Source organism: Streptomyces sp. NPDC043996, assembly GCF_056435225.1.
The window spans coordinates 86,205-107,066 of record NZ_JBWKEY010000005.1 but is presented as its reverse complement, the minus strand read 5'-3'; the positions used below and the strand labels follow the sequence as shown (position 1 = coordinate 107,066).

General features: G+C 69.9%; 21 protein-coding genes. 5 read left to right on the top strand and 16 right to left on the bottom strand.

What is annotated here, in order from left to right; translation table 11 throughout:
- Nucleotides 1-123: 123 nt before the first annotated feature.
- Nucleotides 124-2,391, bottom strand: a complete 2,268-nt coding sequence (locus AC07A4_RS14700) for an MMPL family transporter (protein ID WP_478597755.1) — start codon at nucleotides 2,389-2,391, stop codon at nucleotides 124-126.
- A 223-nt stretch (nucleotides 2,392-2,614) separates the two neighbouring features.
- Between AC07A4_RS14700 and AC07A4_RS14695 the strand changes: the two genes are divergently transcribed.
- The 4 genes from AC07A4_RS14695 (at nucleotide 2,615) to AC07A4_RS14680 (ending at nucleotide 4,709) form a co-directional block, all read left to right on the top strand.
- Nucleotides 2,615-2,950: an ArsR/SmtB family transcription factor gene (locus AC07A4_RS14695; RefSeq protein ID WP_478597752.1), complete on the top strand. Its 336-nt coding sequence runs from the start codon at nucleotides 2,615-2,617 to the stop codon at nucleotides 2,948-2,950.
- Nucleotides 2,947-3,186 carry a hypothetical protein gene (locus tag AC07A4_RS14690; RefSeq protein ID WP_478597749.1) on the top strand — a complete coding sequence of 80 codons (240 nt, stop codon included), beginning with the start codon at nucleotides 2,947-2,949 and terminating at the stop codon, nucleotides 3,184-3,186. The genes AC07A4_RS14695 and AC07A4_RS14690 overlap by 4 nt, the downstream gene beginning before the upstream one ends.
- Before the next feature lie 192 nt (nucleotides 3,187-3,378).
- Nucleotides 3,379-4,047 (top strand): potassium channel family protein, encoded by a 669-nt coding sequence (locus tag AC07A4_RS14685; protein WP_478597746.1) that lies wholly within the window; start codon nucleotides 3,379-3,381, stop codon nucleotides 4,045-4,047.
- On the top strand, nucleotides 4,047-4,709 hold the full coding sequence (locus AC07A4_RS14680; protein WP_030682399.1) for a potassium channel family protein: 663 nt from the start codon (nucleotides 4,047-4,049) through the stop codon (nucleotides 4,707-4,709). Before AC07A4_RS14685 ends, AC07A4_RS14680 begins: the two co-directional genes overlap by 1 nt.
- 109 nt (nucleotides 4,710-4,818) lie before the next feature.
- Here the strand turns inward: AC07A4_RS14680 and AC07A4_RS14675 are convergent, their stop codons facing one another.
- The 11 genes from AC07A4_RS14675 to AC07A4_RS14625 form a co-directional block, all read right to left on the bottom strand.
- A complete protein-coding gene (locus AC07A4_RS14675) occupies nucleotides 4,819-5,562 on the bottom strand; it encodes a DUF3159 domain-containing protein (RefSeq protein ID WP_478597741.1) in 744 nt (247 codons plus the stop codon).
- 3 nt (nucleotides 5,563-5,565) lie between these two features.
- Nucleotides 5,566-5,976, bottom strand: a complete 411-nt coding sequence (locus AC07A4_RS14670; RefSeq protein WP_478597738.1) for an OB-fold nucleic acid binding domain-containing protein — start codon at nucleotides 5,974-5,976, stop codon at nucleotides 5,566-5,568.
- A gap of 117 nt (nucleotides 5,977-6,093) precedes the next feature.
- Nucleotides 6,094-6,777, bottom strand: a complete 684-nt coding sequence (locus AC07A4_RS14665) for a response regulator (RefSeq protein WP_478597737.1) — start codon at nucleotides 6,775-6,777, stop codon at nucleotides 6,094-6,096.
- Between the two features lie 74 nt (nucleotides 6,778-6,851).
- Complete coding sequence (locus tag AC07A4_RS14660; protein ID WP_478597734.1) at nucleotides 6,852-9,398, bottom strand: ATP-binding protein; 2,547 nt, start codon at nucleotides 9,396-9,398, stop codon at nucleotides 6,852-6,854.
- Nucleotides 9,399-9,682: 284 nt separating this feature from the next.
- On the bottom strand, nucleotides 9,683-10,402 hold the full coding sequence (locus AC07A4_RS14655) for a potassium-transporting ATPase subunit C (RefSeq protein ID WP_478597731.1): 720 nt from the start codon (nucleotides 10,400-10,402) through the stop codon (nucleotides 9,683-9,685).
- A 6-nt stretch (nucleotides 10,403-10,408) separates the two neighbouring features.
- The gene (gene kdpB, locus AC07A4_RS14650) at nucleotides 10,409-12,553 is read right to left on the bottom strand and encodes a potassium-transporting ATPase subunit KdpB (RefSeq protein ID WP_478597728.1); all 2,145 of its coding nucleotides are present in this window, start codon (nucleotides 12,551-12,553) and stop codon (nucleotides 10,409-10,411) included.
- Nucleotides 12,550-14,214, bottom strand: coding sequence for a potassium-transporting ATPase subunit KdpA (gene kdpA / locus AC07A4_RS14645; RefSeq protein WP_478597726.1), 1,665 nt, complete (start codon nucleotides 14,212-14,214; stop codon nucleotides 12,550-12,552). The genes kdpB and kdpA overlap by 4 nt, the downstream gene beginning before the upstream one ends.
- Nucleotides 14,215-14,222: 8 nt before the next feature.
- Nucleotides 14,223-14,312, bottom strand: coding sequence for a K(+)-transporting ATPase subunit F (gene kdpF / locus AC07A4_RS14640; RefSeq protein WP_033264828.1), 90 nt, complete (start codon nucleotides 14,310-14,312; stop codon nucleotides 14,223-14,225).
- 434 nt (nucleotides 14,313-14,746) lie between these two features.
- Entirely contained in the window at nucleotides 14,747-15,505 is a 759-nt protein-coding gene (locus AC07A4_RS14635) for a DUF3710 domain-containing protein (protein WP_478597724.1), read from the bottom strand.
- A gap of 1 nt (nucleotide 15,506) precedes the next feature.
- Nucleotides 15,507-16,037 carry a dUTP diphosphatase gene (dut, locus tag AC07A4_RS14630; protein WP_478597721.1) on the bottom strand — a complete coding sequence of 177 codons (531 nt, stop codon included), beginning with the start codon at nucleotides 16,035-16,037 and terminating at the stop codon, nucleotides 15,507-15,509.
- On the bottom strand, nucleotides 16,034-16,618 hold the full coding sequence (locus AC07A4_RS14625) for a PaaI family thioesterase (RefSeq protein WP_478597718.1): 585 nt from the start codon (nucleotides 16,616-16,618) through the stop codon (nucleotides 16,034-16,036). The genes dut and AC07A4_RS14625 overlap by 4 nt, the downstream gene beginning before the upstream one ends.
- Before the next feature lie 58 nt (nucleotides 16,619-16,676).
- Between AC07A4_RS14625 and AC07A4_RS14620 the strand changes: the two genes are divergently transcribed.
- On the top strand, nucleotides 16,677-17,123 hold the full coding sequence (locus AC07A4_RS14620; RefSeq protein WP_478597716.1) for a DUF3093 domain-containing protein: 447 nt from the start codon (nucleotides 16,677-16,679) through the stop codon (nucleotides 17,121-17,123).
- A gap of 109 nt (nucleotides 17,124-17,232) precedes the next feature.
- On the opposite strand, the gene AC07A4_RS14615 is transcribed toward AC07A4_RS14620, so the two are convergent.
- From AC07A4_RS14615 to AC07A4_RS14600, 4 genes are all read right to left on the bottom strand, one after another.
- On the bottom strand, nucleotides 17,233-18,234 hold the full coding sequence (locus AC07A4_RS14615; protein ID WP_478597714.1) for a hypothetical protein: 1,002 nt from the start codon (nucleotides 18,232-18,234) through the stop codon (nucleotides 17,233-17,235).
- 12 nt (nucleotides 18,235-18,246) lie between these two features.
- Entirely contained in the window at nucleotides 18,247-18,543 is a 297-nt protein-coding gene (locus AC07A4_RS14610; RefSeq protein ID WP_003993510.1) for a DUF4193 domain-containing protein, read from the bottom strand.
- Nucleotides 18,544-18,936: 393 nt separating this feature from the next.
- Nucleotides 18,937-20,184 carry a sensor histidine kinase gene (locus AC07A4_RS14605; RefSeq protein WP_478597707.1) on the bottom strand — a complete coding sequence of 416 codons (1,248 nt, stop codon included), beginning with the start codon at nucleotides 20,182-20,184 and terminating at the stop codon, nucleotides 18,937-18,939.
- Nucleotides 20,185-20,188: 4 nt separating this feature from the next.
- Nucleotides 20,189-20,842 (bottom strand): response regulator transcription factor, encoded by a 654-nt coding sequence (locus tag AC07A4_RS14600; protein WP_030680296.1) that lies wholly within the window; start codon nucleotides 20,840-20,842, stop codon nucleotides 20,189-20,191.
- Nucleotides 20,843-20,862 lie beyond the last annotated feature (20 nt).

The window sequence follows — 20,862 nt, the reverse complement described above, 5'->3', positions numbered from 1 at the left end:
CGATGTCCCCTCCCCCTTATCTACGGGCGATTACCTACGGTTATCCCTGGGCCCGCGGCGGGCCCTGATCCGCCGGTCGTAAAAACCCGGCAAATTCCCAGCCGTGCGGCGTCAGGTGCGGCGTCAGGTGCGTACCGGGTGCGGCTCCGCCGCGGCCCCGGCCCCGGCCGAGGCCCCGTACCCCCGCGTCAGCCGCTCCTCCGCGCGCCGCACCGCCTTGGACGGCCACCACGTGGCGCGGCCGAGCAGGAGCAGCGCCGCGGGCAGGATCATGACGCGGATGACGAAGGCGTCCACGAGGACCGCCACCGCGAGCACGAAGCCCATCTGCTTCATCTCCAGGATGTGCAGCATCACGAAGCTGGCGAAGACGGTGACCATGACGATCGCGGCGCTGGTGACGACCTTGGCGGAGGAGGCGATGCCGTCGATGACGGCCTGGCGCGTGGGCACCCCGTTCAGGGCCGCCTCGCGGATGCGGCTCACCACGAACACCTGGTAGTCCATCGAGAGCCCGAAGAGGATCACGAAGAGGAACAGCGGGACGCGCGAGGAGATGCCGTGCAGTGACACGAAGGACAGCAGGTCCTCGGCCCACTCGCCCTGGAAGACGAGGACGAGAAGCCCGAGCGCGGAGGCGGCCGACAGCAGGTTGAGGCCGACGCCGAGCAGTCCGAGGACCACGGACCGGAAGGCGTACACGGTCATCGCGAAGGTCAGCAGGAGCAGCACGCCGAGGACGAGCGGCAGCTTGTCGTTCTGGTGGGCGACGTAGTCGACGCCGCGGGGCACGTCGCCGCTGACGGCCGTCTCGACGCCGTCGAGCTTGCCGACGGTCGCGGGCAGGTAGTCGTCGCGGAGGTGGTCGAGGGTCCGTACGGCGTCGTCGGAGTACGTGACGTGCCGGGCGCCGAGGTCCAGGGTGCTGATGCGGCGGTCCTTGGACGTCTTGATGCGCGGCTTGGCGTGGTCGGCGAACAGCGGGTCGGCCGCGGCCTCCCGGTCGAGGGCGCGCAGGGCCCGGACGACGTCGTCGGACCGCTCGGGCGTGGAGCGCGCCACGACCTGGAAGCGCAGGCGCTCGTCGGGGAAGGATTCGAGCAGCCGGTCGTACGCCCGCATCGCCGCGATGTCGCGCGAGAAGCTGTCCCTCGCGGGGTCCTTGAGCTTCAGGTCGAGGGCGGGCAGCGACAGGCCGACCAGGGCGAGGACGGCGAGGCCGAGGGTGAGCGCGGGCCGCTTGCGGGCGGGCGCGAGCAGGATGTTCCAGACCCGGCCCGGCTTCTTGTCCTCGCGGAGCCGCACGGGCTTGCCCCGCGCGCGCCGCTTGGCGGCTCTGCGCTCGGCGCGCAGGCCGAGCTTCACCAGCATCGCGGGCAGCGCGGTCACCGAGCTGGCGACGGCGACGGCCACGACCAGGATGGTGCCGAGGGCGAGCGAGTCGAAGATGACGTCGTCGGCCAGGAACAGCGCGGCCGTGGAGACGATCACGGCGAGACCGGAGACCACGATCGCGCGGCCCGCCGTCGCGGCGGCGGCCTCGACGAGCGCCTCGGAGGAGAGCCTGCCGCCCGCGCGGGCCCGCTCCTCGCGCTCGCGCTTGAGGTAGAAGAGGGTGTAGTCGACCCCGACGGCCATGCCGATGAGCAGGATCATGCTCAGTCCGACGCCGGTGTCGGGCAGCAGGTGCGAGGCCAGCATCGCCAGGCCCATGGTCGCCATGATCGAGGTGACGGCGAGCAGCAGCGGCACCCCGACCATCAGCAGCGAGCCGAACACCAGGGCCAGCGTGATCAGCGTGATGGGCAGCGTGATCGCCTCGGAGAACGCGAGGTCCTTGTCGCGCTGGTCGTCGACGCCCTTGCTGACGGAGGCGACGCCGGTCTCCTCGATCACCAGGCCGGGGTGGGCCTTCTTGACCTTCTCGGTCTGCTCCTGGAGCGGGACGACGTTCTTCTTGCTGTCCTGCTCGGGGCCCTTGAGGCTCACCGGTACGCGGATGACCTTCCCGTCCTTGGAGCGGACCGGCGCGGCCACCTCGTCGACCCCGGGCAGCGCCGTCATCCGCCGGGTGACGTCCCGCACGGCGGCGTCGGCCGCCGCCTGGTCGAGGGGCCCGGACCTGGCCTTGATCAGGATCTGTTCGAGGGGCCTGATCTGCAGGCCGCCCTCGGAGGCCATGGCCTCGGCGCGCCCGGCCTCACCGACCTGGAAGTCCTCGGAGGTCGCGCTGTTCATCCCGGCGGTGATGCCGAGGCCGAGGCACAGCGCCACGAACAGGAACCACCCGACGATCGCCCGCCACGGGTGCAGCGCGCTCCACCGGGCCACGCGCACGGTCACGGACCGCCTGCCCCCGCCCGGCTCTCCGCCGGATCCTCGTATCCCCATCGCCGACCCCCTCATTTCCGACCCCCTCGTCTTCACGGCCGCCCCCGTCCTTCATGTGTAAGAGCAGGCTTACGGGTGATGTGTAAGCGCAGACTGACAGGTGAAGGATGAATGCGTCAACTGTCAGAGGAAGGCGAAGTTCGGGCCGACGAAGGGTTTGACAGTGGTTCACGGCGTGCGTAAGCCTTGGCTGACAGGTATCGGGACGGCACAGAGGCGGGCCATGAACAGCGAGGAGCTGCTTGCCTTCCTCTCAGCGGTAGGCCACGCGCAGCGCATCCGGATCATCACGGAGCTCGCCCCGGGGCCGCTGTACGTCAGCGAGCTGGCGCGGCGCCTGGGGGTCTCGCGCCCCCTGCTCTATATGCACCTGGAACGCCTGGAGAAGGCGAGCCTGGTGATCGGCCGCCTGGAGCTGTCCGACGACGGCAAGGCCCTCAAGTACTTCGAACTCGCTCCGTTTGACGTGCAATTGAACGTCGATACGATTCTGGCTGCTGCCCGGCAGGACGGGGCGAGCGAGCACGGACAGCACTCTCCCGAGGGGACGCCCCAATGAGCGACGCGATCATCCCGATCGCCTTCTTCCTGATCCTCGCCGGCGCGATAGTCGCCGTCGCGTACTTCCAGACGCAGCGCAGCCGCGAGCGCGACCGGGAGTACAAGGAGGCCATGGACGCCTACCACAAGGCGGTGGAGAGGTCCCGGGCGGAGGCCGAGACGATGCGCACGCAGCTCGTCGAGCTGAACGTGCGGGTCAGGTCGATGGAAGGCATGTTGCGCGACGTGGAGTGAGGGCGCACTCGGGCTCCGACCCCCTCGCGAAGCCGTTAACGTGGACTCTGCACACGCACCGGGAGATACACCGGACCGGCCGGGAGCGCCCCGCGAAGCGGATGGCGCCGCGCTGGAACGCGTGCCGAAAGAGAGTCATGAGTAGGGCATTTACGCAGGTCAAGTGGGCCATGAGGAGCGCGGGGTAACGACGTGCACATCGTCATCATGGGCTGCGGAAGAGTCGGTTCGGCTCTCGCGCAGACCCTGGAACAGCAGGGGCACACGGTCGCCGTGGTCGACCAGGACCCCACCGCCTTCCGCCGCCTGGGCTCCGGCTTCGGCGGCCGCCGCGTGACCGGCGTCGGCTTCGACCAGGACACCCTGCGCGAGGCCGGCATCGAGGACGCGGGCGCCTTCGCCGCCGTCTCCAGCGGCGACAACTCGAACATCATCGCCGCCCGCGTGGCCCGCGAGATGTTCGGCATCGAGAACGTCGCGGCCCGCATCTACGACCCCCGCCGCGCGGAGGTCTACCAGCGCCTGGGCATCCCCACGGTCGCCACGGTCCGCTGGACCGCCGACCAGATGCTGCGCCGCCTGCTTCCGTCCGGCTCGGAGCCGCTGTGGCGCGACCCCACCGGCGGCGTCCAGCTCGCCGAGGTGCACGCGTCGCCCGCCTGGATCGGCCAGAAGATCAGCCGCCTCCAGGAGGAGACCGGCGTGCGCGTGGCCTTCCTCACCCGGCTCGGCGAGGCGGTCCTGCCGACGTCGCAGACGGTGCTGCAGGAGGGCGACCTGGTGCATGTGATGATGCGCACCGACGAGGTCGAGAAGGTCGAGGCGGCGTTCGCCGAGGGCCCCGAGGAAGGCGGTCACTGATGAGGGTCGCCATTGCCGGAGCGGGCGCGGTGGGCCGTTCCATCGCCGGAGAGCTCCTGGAGAACGGGCACGAGGTCCTGCTCGTGGACAAGGCGCCGACGGCCATCTCCGTCGAGCGCGTGCCGCAGGCCGAGTGGCTCCTCGCCGACGCCTGCGAGATCACCTCCCTGGACGAGGCGGCGCTCCAGCGCTGCAACGTCGTGATCGCCGCGACCGGCGACGACAAGGTCAACCTCGTCGTGTCGCTGCTCGCCAAGACCGAGTACGGCGTCCCGCGCGTCGTCGCCCGCGTCAACAACCCGAAGAACGAGTGGCTCTTCAACGAGTCCTGGGGCGTCGACGTCGCGGTCTCCACGCCGCGCCTGATGTCCGCGCTCGTCGAGGAGGCCGTCAGCGTCGGCGACCTGGTGCGCCTGCTTCGCTTCAGCCACGGCGACGCGAACCTGGTCGAGCTGACGCTGCCGCCGGAGTCCGCGCTCGCGGGCACCCGCGTCGGCGACGTCCAGTGGCCCGAGGACACCTCGCTCGTCACGATCATCCGGGGCACCCGCGTGCTCACGCCGACCCCGGACGACTCGCTCGAAGCGGGCGACGAACTGCTCTTCGTGGCCGCGCAGGCCCGCGAGGAGCAGCTGGAGGACCTGCTGTCGGCGCGCAACTAGAGCCGTAGGGCTTTGTACGCAGGTGGGGGCGCCCGGAAGATTCCGGGCGCCCCCACCTGCGTTGCCGTGTATCGGCCCTTCGGGCCTCGTCCTCAAACGCCGGACGGGCTTAGTTCTCCGCGGCCGTCCTGCGGCGTTCCTCCTCGGCCTTCTCCTCTGCCTCCATCTCGGCGAAAACGTCGATCGGCGGCGGGGCCTTGGCCAGGAAGACCCAGGTGAAGTACACCGCGAGGACCATCGGGGGCAGCTTCAGGGCGATCAGGACCCAGCCGAGCTGCTCGGTGTCACCCCACCAGTAGAGCGGGAAGAGGATCGCGTACTTGGCGAGGAAGATCAGGCCCCAGGCGAGCGACGCCTTCGTGTAGGCCTTCTTGCGGCCCGGGTTGCGGGTGCGCCAGGACATGTTCTCCCGGAACACCGGGCCGAGGAGCATCCCGAGCAGCGGGTAGCCCACGAGCGCCGAGAGGAAGAACGCGGCGCCGAGCCCGACGCCGTAGATCATGCCCGGCAGATAGAAGTCCTTGGCGTTGCCCGTGAACATGGCGAAGGCCACGCCGAAGGCGACGCCGAAGACGCCGCTGAAGGCGTGCTTGACGGTGTCCCGGCGGACCAGGCGGACCACGACCAGGAGCAGCGCGACGCCGAGCGCCGCGATCGCCGAGACGTGCAGGTCCTTGGTGATCGTGTAGATGAGCACGAACAGCAGGCCCGGCACCATCGTCTCGACCGTGCCGCGGATGCCGCCGAAGGCGTCGAAGAGCGCGGCCTGCGTCATCGCCTTCGTGTCGGTGCCGTCATGGGCTTCGGGGTGCTCCCCCGCTGCCTGGTGGGTCGGCTTGTCGACTGACGTCACCGGCTACTCCCGTCCGAGCGGTCTGAGTTCGTACTTGGGGTTGAAGAGCACTCTGCGGCCGCGGTCCACGGAGATCCGCCCCGAGGCGATCAGCCGCCGCCCCGGCTCGATGCCGACGATGGAGCGCCGGCCGAGCCAGACCACGTCGAGCGCGGCGGAGCCGTCGAACAGCTCCGCCTCCAGGGCGGGGACACCGGCACGTGGCCGCAGGGTGACCGTGCGCAACGTACCAGTAACCGTGACGATCTGGCGGTCCTGGCAGTCTCCGATGCGGGTGCAGCCGGCCGTCTCCGCGTCCTCGCGGAGCTCCTGTGAGTCCAGGTCCTGCTGGGAGGACGACAGCCGGTCGAGCATGCGCCTAAAGCGGCTCCCCGGCTTACCGGAGCCGGCACCAGAAGCAGGGACAGCACTCATACCGAAAGCGTACCGGTGGGCACCGACGCTCCCGCAATGGGTGCGCTCACCTGTGCATATGCCGGGCCCATGGGGGCGGGGCGGAGGCAGCGCCCCCGCCCCGTCCTTCCCCTGGCGCTATCTCTCGAACCGGTACCCCATGCCGGGCTCCGTGATGAAGTGCCGCGGGTGCGCCGGATCAGCCTCCAGCTTGCGCCGCAGCTGTGCCATGTACACGCGGAGATAGTTCGTCTCCGTGCCGTACGAGGGTCCCCACACCTCCTGCAGGAGCTGCTTCTGGCTGACGAGCCTGCCCGCGTTGCGCACGAGGACCTCCAGGAGGTGCCACTCGGTGGGGGTCAGGCGTACGTCGCGCCCGTTGCGGTTGACCTTCTTCGCGGCGAGGTCGACGGTGAAGTCCTCGGTCTCGATCGTCACGTCGTCCTCCCCCGCGCCGGTGGGCTCCGCACGGCGCACGGCGGCGCGCAGGCGGGCGAGGAGCTCGTCCATCCCGAAGGGCTTGGTCACATAGTCGTCGGCGCCCGCGTCGAGGGCCTCGACCTTCTCGTCGGAGCTGTGCCGGGCGGACAGGACCAGGATCGGCACCCGTGTCCAGCCGCGCAGCCCCTTGATGACCTCCACGCCGTCCATGTCGGGCAGGCCGAGGTCGAGCACGATCACGTCGGGGTGGCGGGCGGCGGCGAGCTGAAGCGCCGTGGCGCCGTCCGGTGCCGCGTCCACCTCGTACTTGCGTGCCTTCAGGTTGATCACGAGGGCGCGTACGATCTGCGGCTCGTCGTCGACCACGAGCACCCGGGTCATTCCTACCTGCCTTTCGGGCTTGTCAGCGCCGCTCACGCGGCTGTCGTTGCCACGTACGCGGCTGTCGGTGGCGGTCACGAGATCATCTGGGCGGTGAGATCGGGCACGACGGGCGGTCGGCCGCTCGCCGCCTTCAGCGTGAGCACCATCGTGAGGCCGCCACCGGGGGTGTCCTCAGCGTTGAGGGTGCCCCCCATGGATTCCACGAAGCCGCGGGCGACGGCGAGGCCGAGGCCGACGCCACTGCCTCGTGGTGCGTCACCGTAGCGCTGGAACGGCTCGAAGATGCGGTCCTTTGCGTCATCGGGGACACCTGGCCCCCGGTCCACTACCCGCAGTTCCACGCGCTCCCCCAGCGCGCTCGCCGACACCAGGACGGGGGCGTTCTCTGGCGCGTACTTGACGGCGTTCTCCACGATGTTGGCGACGGCGCGCTCCAGGAGGCCCTTGTCGACGGCGACCATCGGCAGGTCCTCGGGGATGTCGAGGTCCGCGCTGCCGTCGGGTACGCCGCCCAGGGCCATCGGCACCACCTCGTCGAGGTCGATCTCGCGGATCAGCGGCGCGACGGTGCCCGTCTGCAGCCGGGACATGTCCAGGAGGTTGCCGACCAGGTGGTCGAGCCGGTCGGCGCCCGCCTCGATGCCTTCGAGGAGTTCGGCCTGGTCCTCCTCGGACCACTCCACGTCCTCGGAGCGCAGCGAGGTGACGGCCGCCTTGATCCCGGCGAGCGGGGTGCGCAGGTCGTGGCTGACGGCGGCGAGCAGGGCGGTGCGGATGCGGTTGCCCTCGGCGAGGGTGCGGGCCTCGTCGGCCTGCGACTGGAGGCGCTGGCGGTCCAGGACCACGGCGGCCTGCGCGGCGAACGCGGCGAGCACGCGCCGGTCCTCGGCGGGCAGGACCCGTCCCGACAGGGCGAGCGCCATGTGGTCGCCGACGGGGACGTCCACGTCGGCGTCCTCGGGGCGGCCCACGTGGGCACGGGCGCCGACGCTGCCCGCGCAGGTCCACGGCGCCACGTCACCCTCGCGCTCAAGGAGGGCGACGGCCTCCATGCCGAAGGTCTCCCGGACGGTCTCCAGAAGCGCCTCCAGGCTGTTCTCGCCGCGCAGCACGCTGCCCGCGAGGTGGGACAGTATCTCGGACTCCGCCCGCAGCCGGGCCGCCTGGTGGGTGCGCCGGGCCGCCAGGTCGACCACGGAGGCGACGGAGACGGCGACGGAGACGAAGACGCAGATCGCGACGATGTTCCTGGCGTCGGAGATCGTCCACTGGTGCAGCGGCGGGGTGAAGTAGAAGTTGAGCAGCAGGGAGCCGAACGCCGCGGACGCGAGCGCCGGGAGCATGCCGCCGAGCAGGGCCGCCGCGACCGTCAGGGTCAGGAACAGCAGCATGTCGTTGGCGAGGCCGAGGTCGGCGTCGATGTGCGTGAGCAGCAGCGTGAGCAGCGCGGGGCCCACGATGCCCGCGAGCCAGCCCCAGATGATCCGGGAGCGCCCGAGCCGGGCACCGCGCGCGACGGGAAGACCGCGCCCCTTGGCGACCTCGCTGTGGGTGACGATGTGGACGTCGAGGTCGGGCCCCGAGTCCCGGGCGACGGTCGCGCCGACGCCGGGCCCGAACATGTACTGCCAGGCCTTGCGGCGCGAGGAGCCGAGGACGATCTGGGTGGCGTTGACGCCCCGGGAGAAGTCGAGCAGTGCCGCGGGGACGTCGTCGCCGATGACGTGATGGAACGTTCCGCCGAGGTCCTCCACGAGGGTGCGCTGGACCGCGAGTTCCTTGGGGGACGCCGCGGTCAGGCCGTCGCTGCGGGCGATGTAGACGGCGAGGATCTCGCTGCCGGAACCTTTCGCCGCCATCCGGGCGGCCCGGCGGATCAGGGTGCGGCCCTCGGGTCCGCCGGTCAGGCCGATGACGATGCGCTCGCGGGCCTGCCAGGTGGAGCGGATGTTGTGCTCGCCGCGGTACTGCTGGAGGTACTCGTCCACGCGGTCCGCGACCCACAGCAGGGCCAGCTCGCGCAGTGCGGTGAGGTTGCCCGGGCGGAAGTAGTTCGCGAGGGCGGCGTCGACCTTGTCGGCCTTGTAGATGTTGCCGTGCGCCATGCGGCGGCGCAGGGCCTGCGGCGACATGTCGACCAGTTCGATCTGGTCCGCGCGCCGCACCACCTCGTCGGGCACCGTCTCGCGCTGACGCACCCCGGTGATCGACTCGACCACGTCGCCGAGCGACTCCAGGTGCTGGATGTTCACGGTGGATATGACATCGATGCCGGCGTCGAGGAGTTCCTCGATGTCCTGCCAGCGCTTGGCGTTGCGCGAGCCCGGCACGTTGGTGTGCGGGAGCTCGTCGACCAGGGCGACGGCGGGGGCGCGCGTCAGGACCGCGTCCACGTCCATCTCCGTGAAGCGCGAGCCGCGGTACTCGAGCTCCTTGCGCGGCACCTGCTCCAGGCCGTGCAGCATCACCTCGGTGCGTGGCCGGTTGTGGTGCTCCACGAAGGCCACGACACAGTCGGTGCCGCGCTCGATCCGCCGGTGCGCCTCGGAGAGCATCGCGTACGTCTTGCCGACGCCCGGTGCCGCACCGAGATAGATCCGAAGCTTGCCGCGTGCCATGGCCTCATTGTCTTCCTGAAACTGCTGTGTACGCAGCGTCGACCTTACGGCCAATAATTACGGCAAATCGGGTGAGCGAGACGTTCCGGGGGCTCCTTGACGCAACCCTGATGCCCAGGGTTGCGTCAGGAGCCCTCATTTACGCGCGATTTTCGGCCTTTCCGGATACTCGGCCGCCGGTCGTCGGCCGGGTTGTCCGCGGGCGTGGGCGTCTCTCGGACGAGGAAAGGCCCGCGGGACCCGGATCATCCGGGTCCCGCGGGCCGTGCCCGTGAGCGGGGGTGTCAGCCCTTGTCCGCCACGAGGTGCTTCAGGGCGATGTTGAGCTTCAGGACGTTCACCCGGGGCTCACCCATGAAGCCGAGGATGCGGCCGTCGGTGTGCTCGTCGACCAGCTTCTCGACGTCCTTGACGTTCAGGCCGTTCTTCTCGGCGACGCGGTGCGCCTGGAGGTCGGCGTACTTCGGCGTGATGTGCGGGTCCAGGCCCGAGCCCGAGGAGGTGACGGCCTCCGCCGGGATGTCCGAGACCTTGACCTTGAAGCCGGCCGTCGAGTTGTCCTTGACGACGGCGTCCTGGGCGGCCTTCACCTGGGCGCACAGCCCTTCCGTGGCCTTGGGGTCACAGACCTGCTTGCCGTCCTTCTCGATGGCGCCGGAGTCGCCCGAGAGGTTGGTGGCACCCGACAGGATCAGCTTGTACTTCGTGTTCACGCTGTTCTCGCCGAGCCCGTTGGACGGCCGGGGCTGGAACCACTTCAGGTCCGGCTCCGGGGTCTCCTGGCCCTTCTTCAGGGGCAGGTCATAGCGCTGGCCGATGAGCTCGGAGCCGACGACCTTGCCGCCGTCCTTGATCTCCGAGCCGTTGGCCTTGTCGTTGAAGAGGGCCTGGGCGACGCCGGTGACGACGAGCGGGTAGATCACGCCGCAGACCACGGTCAGGACGAGCACGGCACGCAGGCCGGCGCCCAGCAACCGGGCGGTGTTTCCTACGGAGTTATTCATGCCAAGTCACCCAATGCCAGGGATGAGGGAGATGATCAGGTCGATGAGCTTGATGCCGATGAACGGCGCGACCAGACCGCCGAGGCCGTAGATGCCGAGGTTGCGCCTCAGCATCTTGTCCGCGCTCATGGGCCGGTACTGCACGCCCTTCAGGGCCAGCGGCACCAGGGCCACGATGATCAGCGCGTTGAAGATGACGGCCGACAGGATCGCGGACTTGGGGCTGGACAGGTCCATGATGTTGAGCTTGTCCAGGCCCGGGTAGACCACCGCGAACATCGCCGGGATGATCGCGAAGTACTTCGCGACGTCGTTGGCGATCGAGAAGGTGGTCAGCGCGCCACGGGTGATGAGGAGCTGCTTGCCGATCTCGACGATCTCGATGAGCTTCGTCGGGTTGGAGTCCAGGTCCACCATGTTCCCGGCCTCCTTGGCGGCCGAGGTACCGGTGTTCATGGCCACGCCGACGTCGGCCTGCGCGAGCGCCGGGGCGTCGTTGGTGCCGTCACCCGTCATCGCGACGAGCTTGCCACCGGCCTGCTCGCGCTTGATCAGCGCCATCTTGTCCTCGGGCGTGGCCTCCGCGAGGAAGTCGTCCACGCCCGCCTCGTCGGCGATCGCCTTGGCCGTCAGCGGGTTGTCACCCGTGATCATGACGGTCTTGATGCCCATGCGGCGCAGTTCGTCGAACCGCTCCCGCATGCCCTCCTTGACGACGTCCTTGAGGTGGATGACACCGAGCACCCGGGCGCCGTCGGCGTCCTCCCGGGCCACGAGCAGCGGCGTGCCGCCCGCCTGCGAGATCTTGTCGGTGAGCTCCTGCGCCTCGGCCGTGACCGTGCCGCCGCGCTCCTCGACCCAGGCGACGACCGAGCCGGTCGCGCCCTTGCGGACCTTGCGCCCGTCGACGTCCACACCCGACATGCGGGTCTGGGCGGTGAAGGCGATCCACTCGGCGTCCACGAGCTCGCCCTGGTGGCGCTCGCGCAGGCCGTACTTCTCCTTGGCGAGGACCACGATGGAGCGGCCCTCGGGCGTCTCGTCGGCGAGCGACGACAGCTGGGCGGCGTCGGCCACCTCGGCCTCGGTGGTGCCGCGCACCGGCACGAACTCGGCGGCCTGGCGGTTGCCGAGCGTGATGGTGCCCGTCTTGTCGAGCAGCAGCGTGGAGACGTCACCGGCGGCCTCGACGGCACGCCCGGACATCGCGAGGACGTTGCGCTGGACCAGGCGGTCCATGCCCGCGATGCCGATCGCGGAGAGCAGGGCGCCGATGGTCGTCGGGATGAGGCAGACCAGGAGCGCGCAGAGCACGATCATGGACTGCTCGGCACCGGCGTACACCGCGAACGGCTGCAGCGTGACGACCGCGAGCAGGAAGACGATGGTCAGCGAGGCGAGCAGGATGTTCAGCGCGATCTCGTTGGGTGTCTTCTGCCGGGCCGCGCCCTCGACCAGGTTGATCATCCGGTCGATGAAGGTCTCGCCGGGCTTCGTCGTGATCTTGATGACGACGCGGTCGGAGAGGACCTTCGTGCCGCCCGTGACCGCGGACCGGTCACCGCCGGACTCGCGGATGACGGGCGCCGACTCACCGGTGATCGCCGACTCGTCGACGCTGGCCACGCCCTCGACGACGTCGCCGTCGCCGGGGATGACGTCGCCGGCCTCGCAGACGACCAGGTCACCGATCTTGAGCGCGGTGCCGGGCACCTGCTCCTCGGTCTTGCCGTCGGCGGACAGGCGCCGGGCGACCGTGTCGGTCTTGGCCTTGCGCAGGGTGTCGGCCTGGGCCTTGCCGCGGCCCTCGGCGACCGCCTCCGCGAGGTTCGCGAAGATCGTGGTCAGCCACAGCCAGCCGGCGATCGCCCAGCCGAACCAGTCGCCCGGGTCCTTGACGGCGAGGATCGTGGTGAACACCGATCCGATCAGGACCACGAACATCACGGGAGACTTGACCATCACCCGCGGGTCGAGCTTCTTGATGGCGTCCGGGAACGACTTCAGGAGCTGCTTGGGGTCGAACAGACCGCCGCCGACCCTGCCGTCGTCCGGCTTGTGGCCGGTCGGCACGTCCTGGTGCGGCGCGCGCGTGGGAGTAGCGGTCGTCATGGAGCTGCGCTCCTCTTGCTTCTTGGTTTCGGTGGTCATGACGCCAGACCCTCAGCGAGCGGCCCGAGCGCGAGCGCCGGGAAGTACGTCAGACCGGTAATGATCATGATGGTGCCGACCAGGAGGCCCGTGAACAGCGGCTTCTCGGTGCGCAGGGTGCCCGCCGTCGCCGGGATGGGCTTCTGCTCGGCCAGCGATCCGGCGAGCGCGAGGACGAACACCATCGGCAGGAAGCGGCCGAGCAGCATCGCGAGACCGATGGTGGTGTTGAACCACTGGGTGTCCGCGTTCAGACCCGCGAAGGCCGAGCCGTTGTTGTTGGCTCCGGAGGTGAAGGCGTACAGGATCTCGGAGAAGCCGTGGGCGCCGCTGTTCGTCATCGAGTTCTTCGGCGTGTCCATGGCCATGGAGGCGCCGGTGAAGCCGAGGACGAGCGCGGGCGTGACGAGGATGTAGCAGGCCGCGAGCTTGATCTCGCGGGTGCTGATCTTCTTGCCCAGGTACTCCGGCGTGCGTCCGACCATCAGACCCGCGATGAACACCGCGATGATCGCCATGATGAGCATGCCGTAGAGGCCGGAGCCGGTACCACCGGGCGCGATCTCGCCGAGCTGCATGCCGAGCAGGTTGATGCCGCCGCCGAAGCCGGTGTTGGAGGAGTGGAAGGAGTTGACCGCGCCGGTCGAGGTGAGCGTGGTGGCGACCGAGAAGATCGCCGAGCCGCCGATGCCGAAGCGGGTCTCCTTGCCCTCCGTCGCGCCGCCCGCGAGGTCGAACGCCGGGCCGCCGTGGTGGAACTCGGTCCACATCATCAGGGCGGTGAAGCCGATCCAGATCGTCGCCATCGTCGCGAGGATCGCGTAGCCCTGCTTGACCGAGCCGACCATCTTGCCGAACGTGCGGGTCAGGGCGAACGGGATGACGAGGATCAGGAAGATCTCGAAGAGGTTCGAGATCGGGTTCGGGTTCTCGAAGGGGTGGGCGGAGTTGGCGTTGAAGTAACCGCCGCCGTTGGTGCCCAGCTCCTTGATGACTTCCTGCGAGGCGACCGCGCCGCCGTTCCACTCCTGCGAGCCGCCCATGAACTGGCCGACCTCGTGGATGCCGGAGAAGTTCTGGATGGCGCCGCAGGCGACCAGGATGAGCGCGCCGATCACGGAGATCGGGATCAGGATGCGGATGACACCGCGGACCAGGTCGGCCCAGAAGTTGCCGAGCTCACCGGTGCGCGAGCGCGCGAAGCCGCGGACGAGCGCCACGGCGACGGCGATGCCGACGGCCGCGGAGACGAAGTTCTGCACGGCCAGACCGGCGGTCTGCACGACGTGGCCCATGGCCTGCTCGCCGTAGTACGACTGCCAGTTGGTGTTGGCGGTGAACGACGCGGCCGTGTTGAAGGCCTGGTCGGGGTCGATCGCCTTGAAGCCGAGCGAGCCGGGCAGGGAGCCCTGGAGCCGCTGCAGCAGGTACAGGAAGAGCAGGCTGGCCGCGGAGAAGGCGAGCACGCCGCGCAGATAGGCGGGCCAGCGCATCTCGGTGCTGGGGTTGGCACCGATGCCCTTGTAGATCCACTTCTCGACGCGCAGGTGCTTCTCGGAGGAGTAGACGCCGGCCATGTAGTCGCCGAGGGGACGGTACGCGAGGGCCAGCGCGGCGATGAGCGCGAGCAGCTGGAGCACGCCAGCGAGTACGGGACTCATATGAGGACTCAGAACCTCTCCGGGAACACAAGGGCGAGGACGAGATAGCCCAGAAGGGCGACGGCCACGACGAGGCCGACGATGTTTTCGGCGGTCACAGCTTTGCCACCCCCTTGGCGACGAGGGCCACCAGCGCGAAGACCGCGATCGTGGTGACTACGAAGGCCACGTCGGCCATCGTGTGCTCCTAGATGAGATTCGGAATTACTGACGTGACGAGGAAACCGTCTCGATGGCGGGTTCCGATCGTCGTTGACGTCTCCCTTACGGCCATTGGCGCCGCGTTGACGAGTCTCTTACGGCATTCCCTACGGCCAGCGAAAACGCCAATGGGCCGCACCCCCTAAAAGGGAGTGCGGCCCATTGGCTCGCAACATTTGAGGCTGCTGTGACGCCTGCTACACGGACACGGCCGTGGCCTGCCACAACACGGCGGCGGCCGAATCGAACCCCTCGTTCCGCTTGAACCCGCCAGCGGTACGGGGGTCAGCGACCGGCACCGGCGCGGGCACCGGCGGCCGACGCGACGCCGTCAGCGGACCTCGGTGATCTCGGGGCCGCGCGCGAGCTGGCCCATGCCGCCCGAGAAGCGCGAGGTCTCCTGGTCCTCCTGCTGAACGCCCTCGGCGACCATCTGCGCGTCGTCCGGCAGCTTCAGGACGATCGGGTCGCGCGGGGCCATCGGGCCCTCGCCACGGACCACGACCGTGTCCCGGAAGATCTGCTCGAGAAGCCCCGCGGCCCCCGGCTGCACCGCGCCCTGCCCGGAGATCACTCCGCGCAGGAACCAGCGCGGGCCGTCCACGCCCACGAACCTGACGACCTGGAACCCGCTGGTCCCGTCCGGCAGCTGCACCGGCACCTGGGCGCGCAGCTCCCAGCCGAGCGGCCCCTCGACCTCGTCGATGACCCCGCCCTGCTGGGTGATGCCGGAGGCGATCTCCTCGCGCACCTCGCCCCAGATGCCCTCCCGCTTGGGAGCGGCGAAGCCCTGCAGCTGGACGGCGCTGTCCTGGAGCACGACGGTGGCCGCGACGATCGCGTCGCCCGCGACCTCCACCCGCAGCTCCATGCCCTCGACCCCCGGCACGAAGAGCCCGCCGAGATCCACCCGGCCCTCGCCGGGCTCGAGGACCTCGGAGACGTCCCACGGCCCGTCCGGGCGCGGCTCCGGCTCCAGGCGCACGCGCTGCGGCGCGGCGTCCTCGGCGTTCTCAGCGCTGTCGACGACCTGCTCGGCCTCGCTCGCCGCGTCCTCGGCGGCACCACTCTTCTTGCGACGTCCGAACACGTCACTGTCCTTCCCGGTCGGATACGACCGACGCGTATTGATTCCCACCCGTTTGTCCACCCGAGCTGACGCCCACGGCGGCGTGGCCGCCGGTGGACCCGAATCCCCCCTCGGCCCGCGCCGAGTCGGGAAGCTCCGCCACCTCCTGGAAGCGGACCGTCTCGACCTGCTGGACGACCAGTTGGGCAATCCGGTCGAAGCGCTCGAACCGCACGCTCTCGCGCGGGTCGAGATTCACCACGATCACCTTGATCTCCCCACGGTACCCGGCATCAATCGTCCCTGGGGCATTCACCATGGCGACACCGCAGCGGGCGGCGAGGCCGGAGCGGGGGTGCACGAAGGCCGCGTACCCCTCGGGCAGGGCGATGGAAACCCCCGTCGGCAGCACCGCGCGCTCACCGGGCGCGAGTTCGCAGGCCTCGGTCGTGCGCACATCGGCTCCGGCGTCGCCGGGCATCGCGTACGACGGCAGCGGTACGTCGGGGTCGACGCGCCGGATCAGCACGTCCAAGGGGGCTCGGTCGGTCACGGGTTCACCTCGAAAGCGCGGGCACGGCGGATCTGGTCCGGGTCGTTCATGGCCGCCCTGATCTCCTGGGGGCGGCCGTTGTCGATGAAGTGGTCGACCTTCACCTCGATGAAGAGGGCGTCGGCTCGCACGGCGACGGGCCCCTCGGGGCCGCCTATCCGTCCGGTGGCCTTCGAGTAGATCTTCCGTCCGGCGACGGCGGTGACCTCGGCCTCCAGGAACAGGACCGTGCCGACCGGCACGGGGCGTGCGAAGTCGGTCTCCAGGCGTCCGGTCACGGCGATCACCCGCAGCAGCCAGTTCAGGGAGCCGAGCGTCTCGTCGAGCGCGGTCGCGAGCACGCCGCCGTGGGCGAGGCCCGGCGCCCCCTGGTGCGCCTCGCGCACCGTGAACTCGGCGGTGACGGTGACGCCTTCACCGGCCCGCGCCGCGAGGTGCAGACCGTGGTCCTGGCCCCCGCCGCAGCCGAAGCAGTGCGCGTAGTGCGCGCCGATCAGCTCGCCCGGCGCGGGCGCGTCGGGGTGACGCACGGGGGGTATGGCGTCGGCCGGGGGCCGCAAGGCCGCTGTTGTACCACTCACAGGCGCAGACCTTACCTCCGCGTCAGCCGAGGTCGCGCACCATGCCAAGCTTGGCCGTATGCAGTCTTACGAAGAACGCCTGACCGCGCCCCGTTCGTGGTGGCTCATCTCGGCCCTCGTCGGTTTCGCGACGGGCCTGATGCTGCTGCCGCTGGGGACGCTGCCGCTCCTGTGCGGCCTGGTCGGCGGGACCGCGCTCGCGGCGGTGCTCACCAGCGCCTACGGCTCGGTCCGCATCCGTGTCGTCGCGGGTTTCCTGGTCGCGGGCGAGGCGAAGATCCCGGTCACGGCGCTGGGCGCCGCACAGCCGCTGGACGCCGCGGAGGCCCGCGCCTGGCGGACCCACAAGGCGGACCCGCGCGCGTTCATGGTCCTGCGCAGCTACATCCCGACGGCGCTGCGCGTGGAGATCACGGATCCCGAGGACCCGACGCCGTACGTGTACGTGTCGACGAGGAACCCGGAGGCGCTGGCGAAGGCGCTGGAGGCGGTGCGGGCCGCATAAGGGCCCTCTCGTAAGGGCCTGCCCATAAGCCTGCTCGTAAAGGGCTAAGCCTGCCCGCAAAGGGCCCGCTGATAAGGGCTCGCGGCCCCGCGGCCGCGGCCGTCGAAGACTAGGCGTCCAGCTCCTTGGGGCCCGGCAGCGGCGGCAGCTCGGTGAGGGCGTCCCAGGGCACCTGGGACCGGCGCAGGTCCGCGCGGATGCGCTCCGCGAGCTTCTTGGTGTCCCGCCGGTTCATGAAGGCGCCGGCCGCCGCGCCCACCATGAAGGGCATCAGGTTCGGCAGGTTCCGCACCATCCGCTTCATGATCTGCTGGCGCAGCTCGCGCTTCATCTGGCCGCCCAGGGCGGCGTTTATCGACAGCGGCTTGGCCACGTCGATCCCGCGCTCCTCGGTCCACGAGCGCAGATACGCGGAGCTGCGCTCCTTGAGGTTGCCGGGCGGGCGCTGTCCGTACACCTCATAGAGCTCGGCGATCAGCTTGAGCTCTATGGCGGCGACGCCGGTGATCTCGGCGGCGAGTTCGGCGGGCATGGCCGGGGGCACCGGCAGCATGGCCGCGGCGCCGATTCCGGCGCCCACCGTGGAGGTCGCGTTCGCCGCGCCGGCGATGAGCTTGTCCGCGAGCTGCTCGGGGCCGAGGCCCGGGAACTGCTTGCGGAGCGTGGCCAGGTCCCGCACGGGGACCCGGGGGGCGTTCTCGATGATCCGGTCGGCGAGATAGCCGATGCCGGCCTTGGCGCCGCGGCCGCCGCGGCGCACCCCGTCCTTCAGGCCGTTCGCGACGGCGGCGAAGCGCTTGCCCTTGGTCGTGGGGCCCTCGCCTCCCGCCGTCGTGTCCTGCTCCACGGCCTCGACGGCGGCCTGGGGCGACGTCCGCACCGCTGCCCGGTGCATGAGTGCGGGAACCGCCTCATAAGCCGCCTCAGCGCCGTTCTGCGCCCCGCTGGGGCCCAGGGGGCCCGCCGGGCCCGCGGGAGCCGCTCCCGGGGCGCCGACGGGCCTGAGCGAGGCCTCAGGGCCTCGCTCCGCGTCCGTCGCGCCGTCGGGCGCCTGCGCGTCCGCTTCGTGGTCGCCGAAGCGGTTCTTCCCGGGCGGGGTCGAGCCAGTCACGGCCGACCCCGCTCAGTCGCAGTCGCGGCAGATCGGCTGGCCGTTCTTCTCCCTGGCCAGCTGGCTGCGGTGGTGCACCAGGAAGCAGCTCATGCAGGTGAACTCGTCCTGCTGCTTGGGAAGCACGCGGACGGCGAGCTCCTCGTTGGACAGGTCCGCGCCGGGCAGCTCAAGGCCTTCGGCGGCCTCGAACTCGTCGACGTCGACGGCCGAGGCCGACTTGTCGTTCCGCCGGGCCTTCAGCTCTTCAAGGCTGTCCGAGTCGACGTCGTCGTCGGTCTTGCGTGGGGTGTCGTAGTCCGTTGCCATGTCGCTCTCCCCCTCTGGGTGTCTGCGGGTGTCTCAGCGCACGTAACGCGTGAGAGGCCGGACTTGTGCCCGACCTGAGGCGGAGATTTTGCCTCACATCAAGGTCTGTTACTCAATCGACACCCAACCGCACCCCTGAAGAGGTGATCGGTTTGGATGGCGATCGGGACCGTACACGGTCCGAATGTCGCACTTCACGGGCGCCACCCCGTGTACTTCCCGTGATCAAGACACCTGAAAACCCGGATTTTCCCGGCTTTCCGACGACTTTCGCGGTCACGGAGAGTAGAGGGCTAAAAATTCGCTCCTGTGATCGATCACACACGAAATCTCCGGGAACAGGTCCCGAAAATTCCGCTCAAAGCGAACATCCGCGCGCCACGCGGCAGCATCTCAGATCTGCAGGGTGACACGCATCACGAGCCCTCCCCCCTCGCGCGGCTCCGCGATGATACGGCCCCCGTGCGCCCGCGCCACCGACCGGGCGATGGACAGGCCGAGACCCACTCCCTTGTCGCTGCCCGTCCGCTCCGTGCGGAGCCTGCGGAAGGGCTCGAAGAGGTTGTCGACCTCGTACGCGGGCACCACGGGTCCGGTGTTGGTCACCACGAGCACGGCCTGGCCGTGCTGGGCCTCGGTGGTCACCTCGACCCAGCCGTTCTCCTTCACGTTGTACCGAACGGCGTTCTGCACCAGGTTCAGCGCGATGCGCTCCAGGAGGACGCCGTTGCCCTGCACGATCGCCAGATGGCGCTCGCCGCGGATCTCGACGCCCTTGCTGTCGGCCTCGGCCCGCGCCTGGTCGACGGCGCGGTCGGCGACCTCGGCCAGGTCCACGGGCTTGCGCTCGACGATCTGGTTGTCGCTGCGGGCCAGGAGCAGCAGGCCCTCCACGAGCTGCTCGCTGCGCTCGTTGGTGGCGAGCAGCGTCTTGCCGAGCTGCTGGAGCTCGGGCGGCGCGTTCGGGTCCGAGAGCTGCACTTCCAGGAGCGTGCGGTTGATCGCCAGCGGGGTGCGCAGCTCGTGCGAGGCGTTGCCGACGAAGCGCTGCTGGGCCGTGAAGGCCCGCTCCAGGCGGTCCAGCATCTCGTCGAAGGTGTCGGAGAGCTCCTTCAACTCGTCGTCGGGGCCGTCCAGTTCGATGCGGCGCGTCAGGTCCGTGCCCGCCACCCGGCGGGCGGTGCGCGTGATGCGGCCCAGCGGGGACAGGACGCGGCCCGCCATCGCGTACCCGAAGGCGAAGGCGATCACGGCGAGGCCGAGCAGGGCGAGCAGCGAGCGGCTCAGGAGGTTGTCCAGGGCGACCTGGCGCTGGTGGTCCGTGCACGAGCTGATCGCGGAGTTGAACTCCGTGAGCGTCAGATTGCCCGAGGCGGCCTGCGGGCAGTTGTCGCTGGTCACCCTGATCTCTCTGCCGCCCACGATCTTGAACAGCGGTTCGTTGCCCGTGTTCAGCGCCTGCGCGGCCAGCAAGTAGATGATCGAGAGCAGCAGGATGCCCGCGATCAGGAACATGCCGCCGTACAGGAGCGTGAGCCTTATGCGGATGGTGGGGCGCAGCCACGGGAAGGGCGGCTCGGCCTTCCTGGGGTCCCACGTGGGCTTCGGGGGCGCCGCTGGTGGCGCCGGGGTCGCGGCCACCGCGTCAGATCCGGTAGCCCGAGCCGGGGACCGTGACGATGACGGCCGGCTCGCCGAGCTTGCGGCGCAGGGTCATGACCGTGACGCGGACGACGTTGGTGAACGGGTCGGTGTTCTCGTCCCAGGCCTTCTCCAGGAGCTGCTCGGCGGAGACCACGGCGCCCTCGCTGCGCATGAGCACCTCCAGGACCGCGAACTCCTTGGGGGCCAGCTGGATCTCACGGCCCTCGCGGAACACCTCGCGGCGGTTCGGGTCGAGCTTGATGCCGGCGCGCTCCAGGACGGGCGGCAGCGGGACGCTGGTGCGCCGCCCGAGGGCGCGCACGCGGGCGGTGAGCTCGCTGAACGCGAAGGGCTTGGGGAGGTAGTCGTCGGCGCCGATCTCCAGGCCCTCGACGCGGTCGCTGACGTCGCCGGAGGCCGTGAGCATCAGGACGCGGGTCGGCATGCCGAGCTCGACGATCTTGCGGCAGACGTCGTCGCCGTGCACCAGGGGCAGGTCGCGGTCCAGGACGACCACGTCGTAGTCGTTCACGCCGATGCGCTCCAGGGCGGCCGCGCCGTCGTACACGACGTCGACGGCCATGGCCTCCCGGCGCAGTCCGGTGGCCACCGCATCGGCGAGCAGCTGCTCGTCCTCGACGACGAGTACACGCACGTCGCTGTCCTTCCGCTGTG

Bases quoted from the DNA above. Each gene is read 5' to 3' on its own strand.
- AC07A4_RS14700 (WP_478597755.1), bottom strand. From the start codon at position 2,391: ATGGGGATACGAGGATCCGGCGGAGAGCCGGGCGGGGGCAGGCGGTCC.
- AC07A4_RS14670 (WP_478597738.1), bottom strand. From the start codon at position 5,976: ATGAGTGCTGTCCCTGCTTCTGGTGCCGGCTCCGGTAAGCCGGGGAGC.
- kdpA (WP_478597726.1), bottom strand. From the start codon at position 14,214: ATGAGTCCCGTACTCGCTGGCGTGCTCCAGCTGCTCGCGCTCATCGCC.
- AC07A4_RS14690 (WP_478597749.1), top strand. From the start codon at position 2,947: ATGAGCGACGCGATCATCCCGATCGCCTTCTTCCTGATCCTCGCCGGC.
- AC07A4_RS14695 (WP_478597752.1), top strand. From the start codon at position 2,615: ATGAACAGCGAGGAGCTGCTTGCCTTCCTCTCAGCGGTAGGCCACGCG.
- AC07A4_RS14620 (WP_478597716.1), top strand. From the start codon at position 16,677: ATGCAGTCTTACGAAGAACGCCTGACCGCGCCCCGTTCGTGGTGGCTC.
- kdpB (WP_478597728.1), bottom strand. From the start codon at position 12,553: ATGACCACCGAAACCAAGAAGCAAGAGGAGCGCAGCTCCATGACGACC.
- AC07A4_RS14610 (WP_003993510.1), bottom strand. From the start codon at position 18,543: ATGGCAACGGACTACGACACCCCACGCAAGACCGACGACGACGTCGAC.
- AC07A4_RS14655 (WP_478597731.1), bottom strand. From the start codon at position 10,402: ATGAATAACTCCGTAGGAAACACCGCCCGGTTGCTGGGCGCCGGCCTG.
- AC07A4_RS14660 (WP_478597734.1), bottom strand. From the start codon at position 9,398: ATGGCACGCGGCAAGCTTCGGATCTATCTCGGTGCGGCACCGGGCGTC.
- AC07A4_RS14680 (WP_030682399.1), top strand. From the start codon at position 4,047: ATGAGGGTCGCCATTGCCGGAGCGGGCGCGGTGGGCCGTTCCATCGCC.
- AC07A4_RS14665 (WP_478597737.1), bottom strand. From the start codon at position 6,777: ATGACCCGGGTGCTCGTGGTCGACGACGAGCCGCAGATCGTACGCGCC.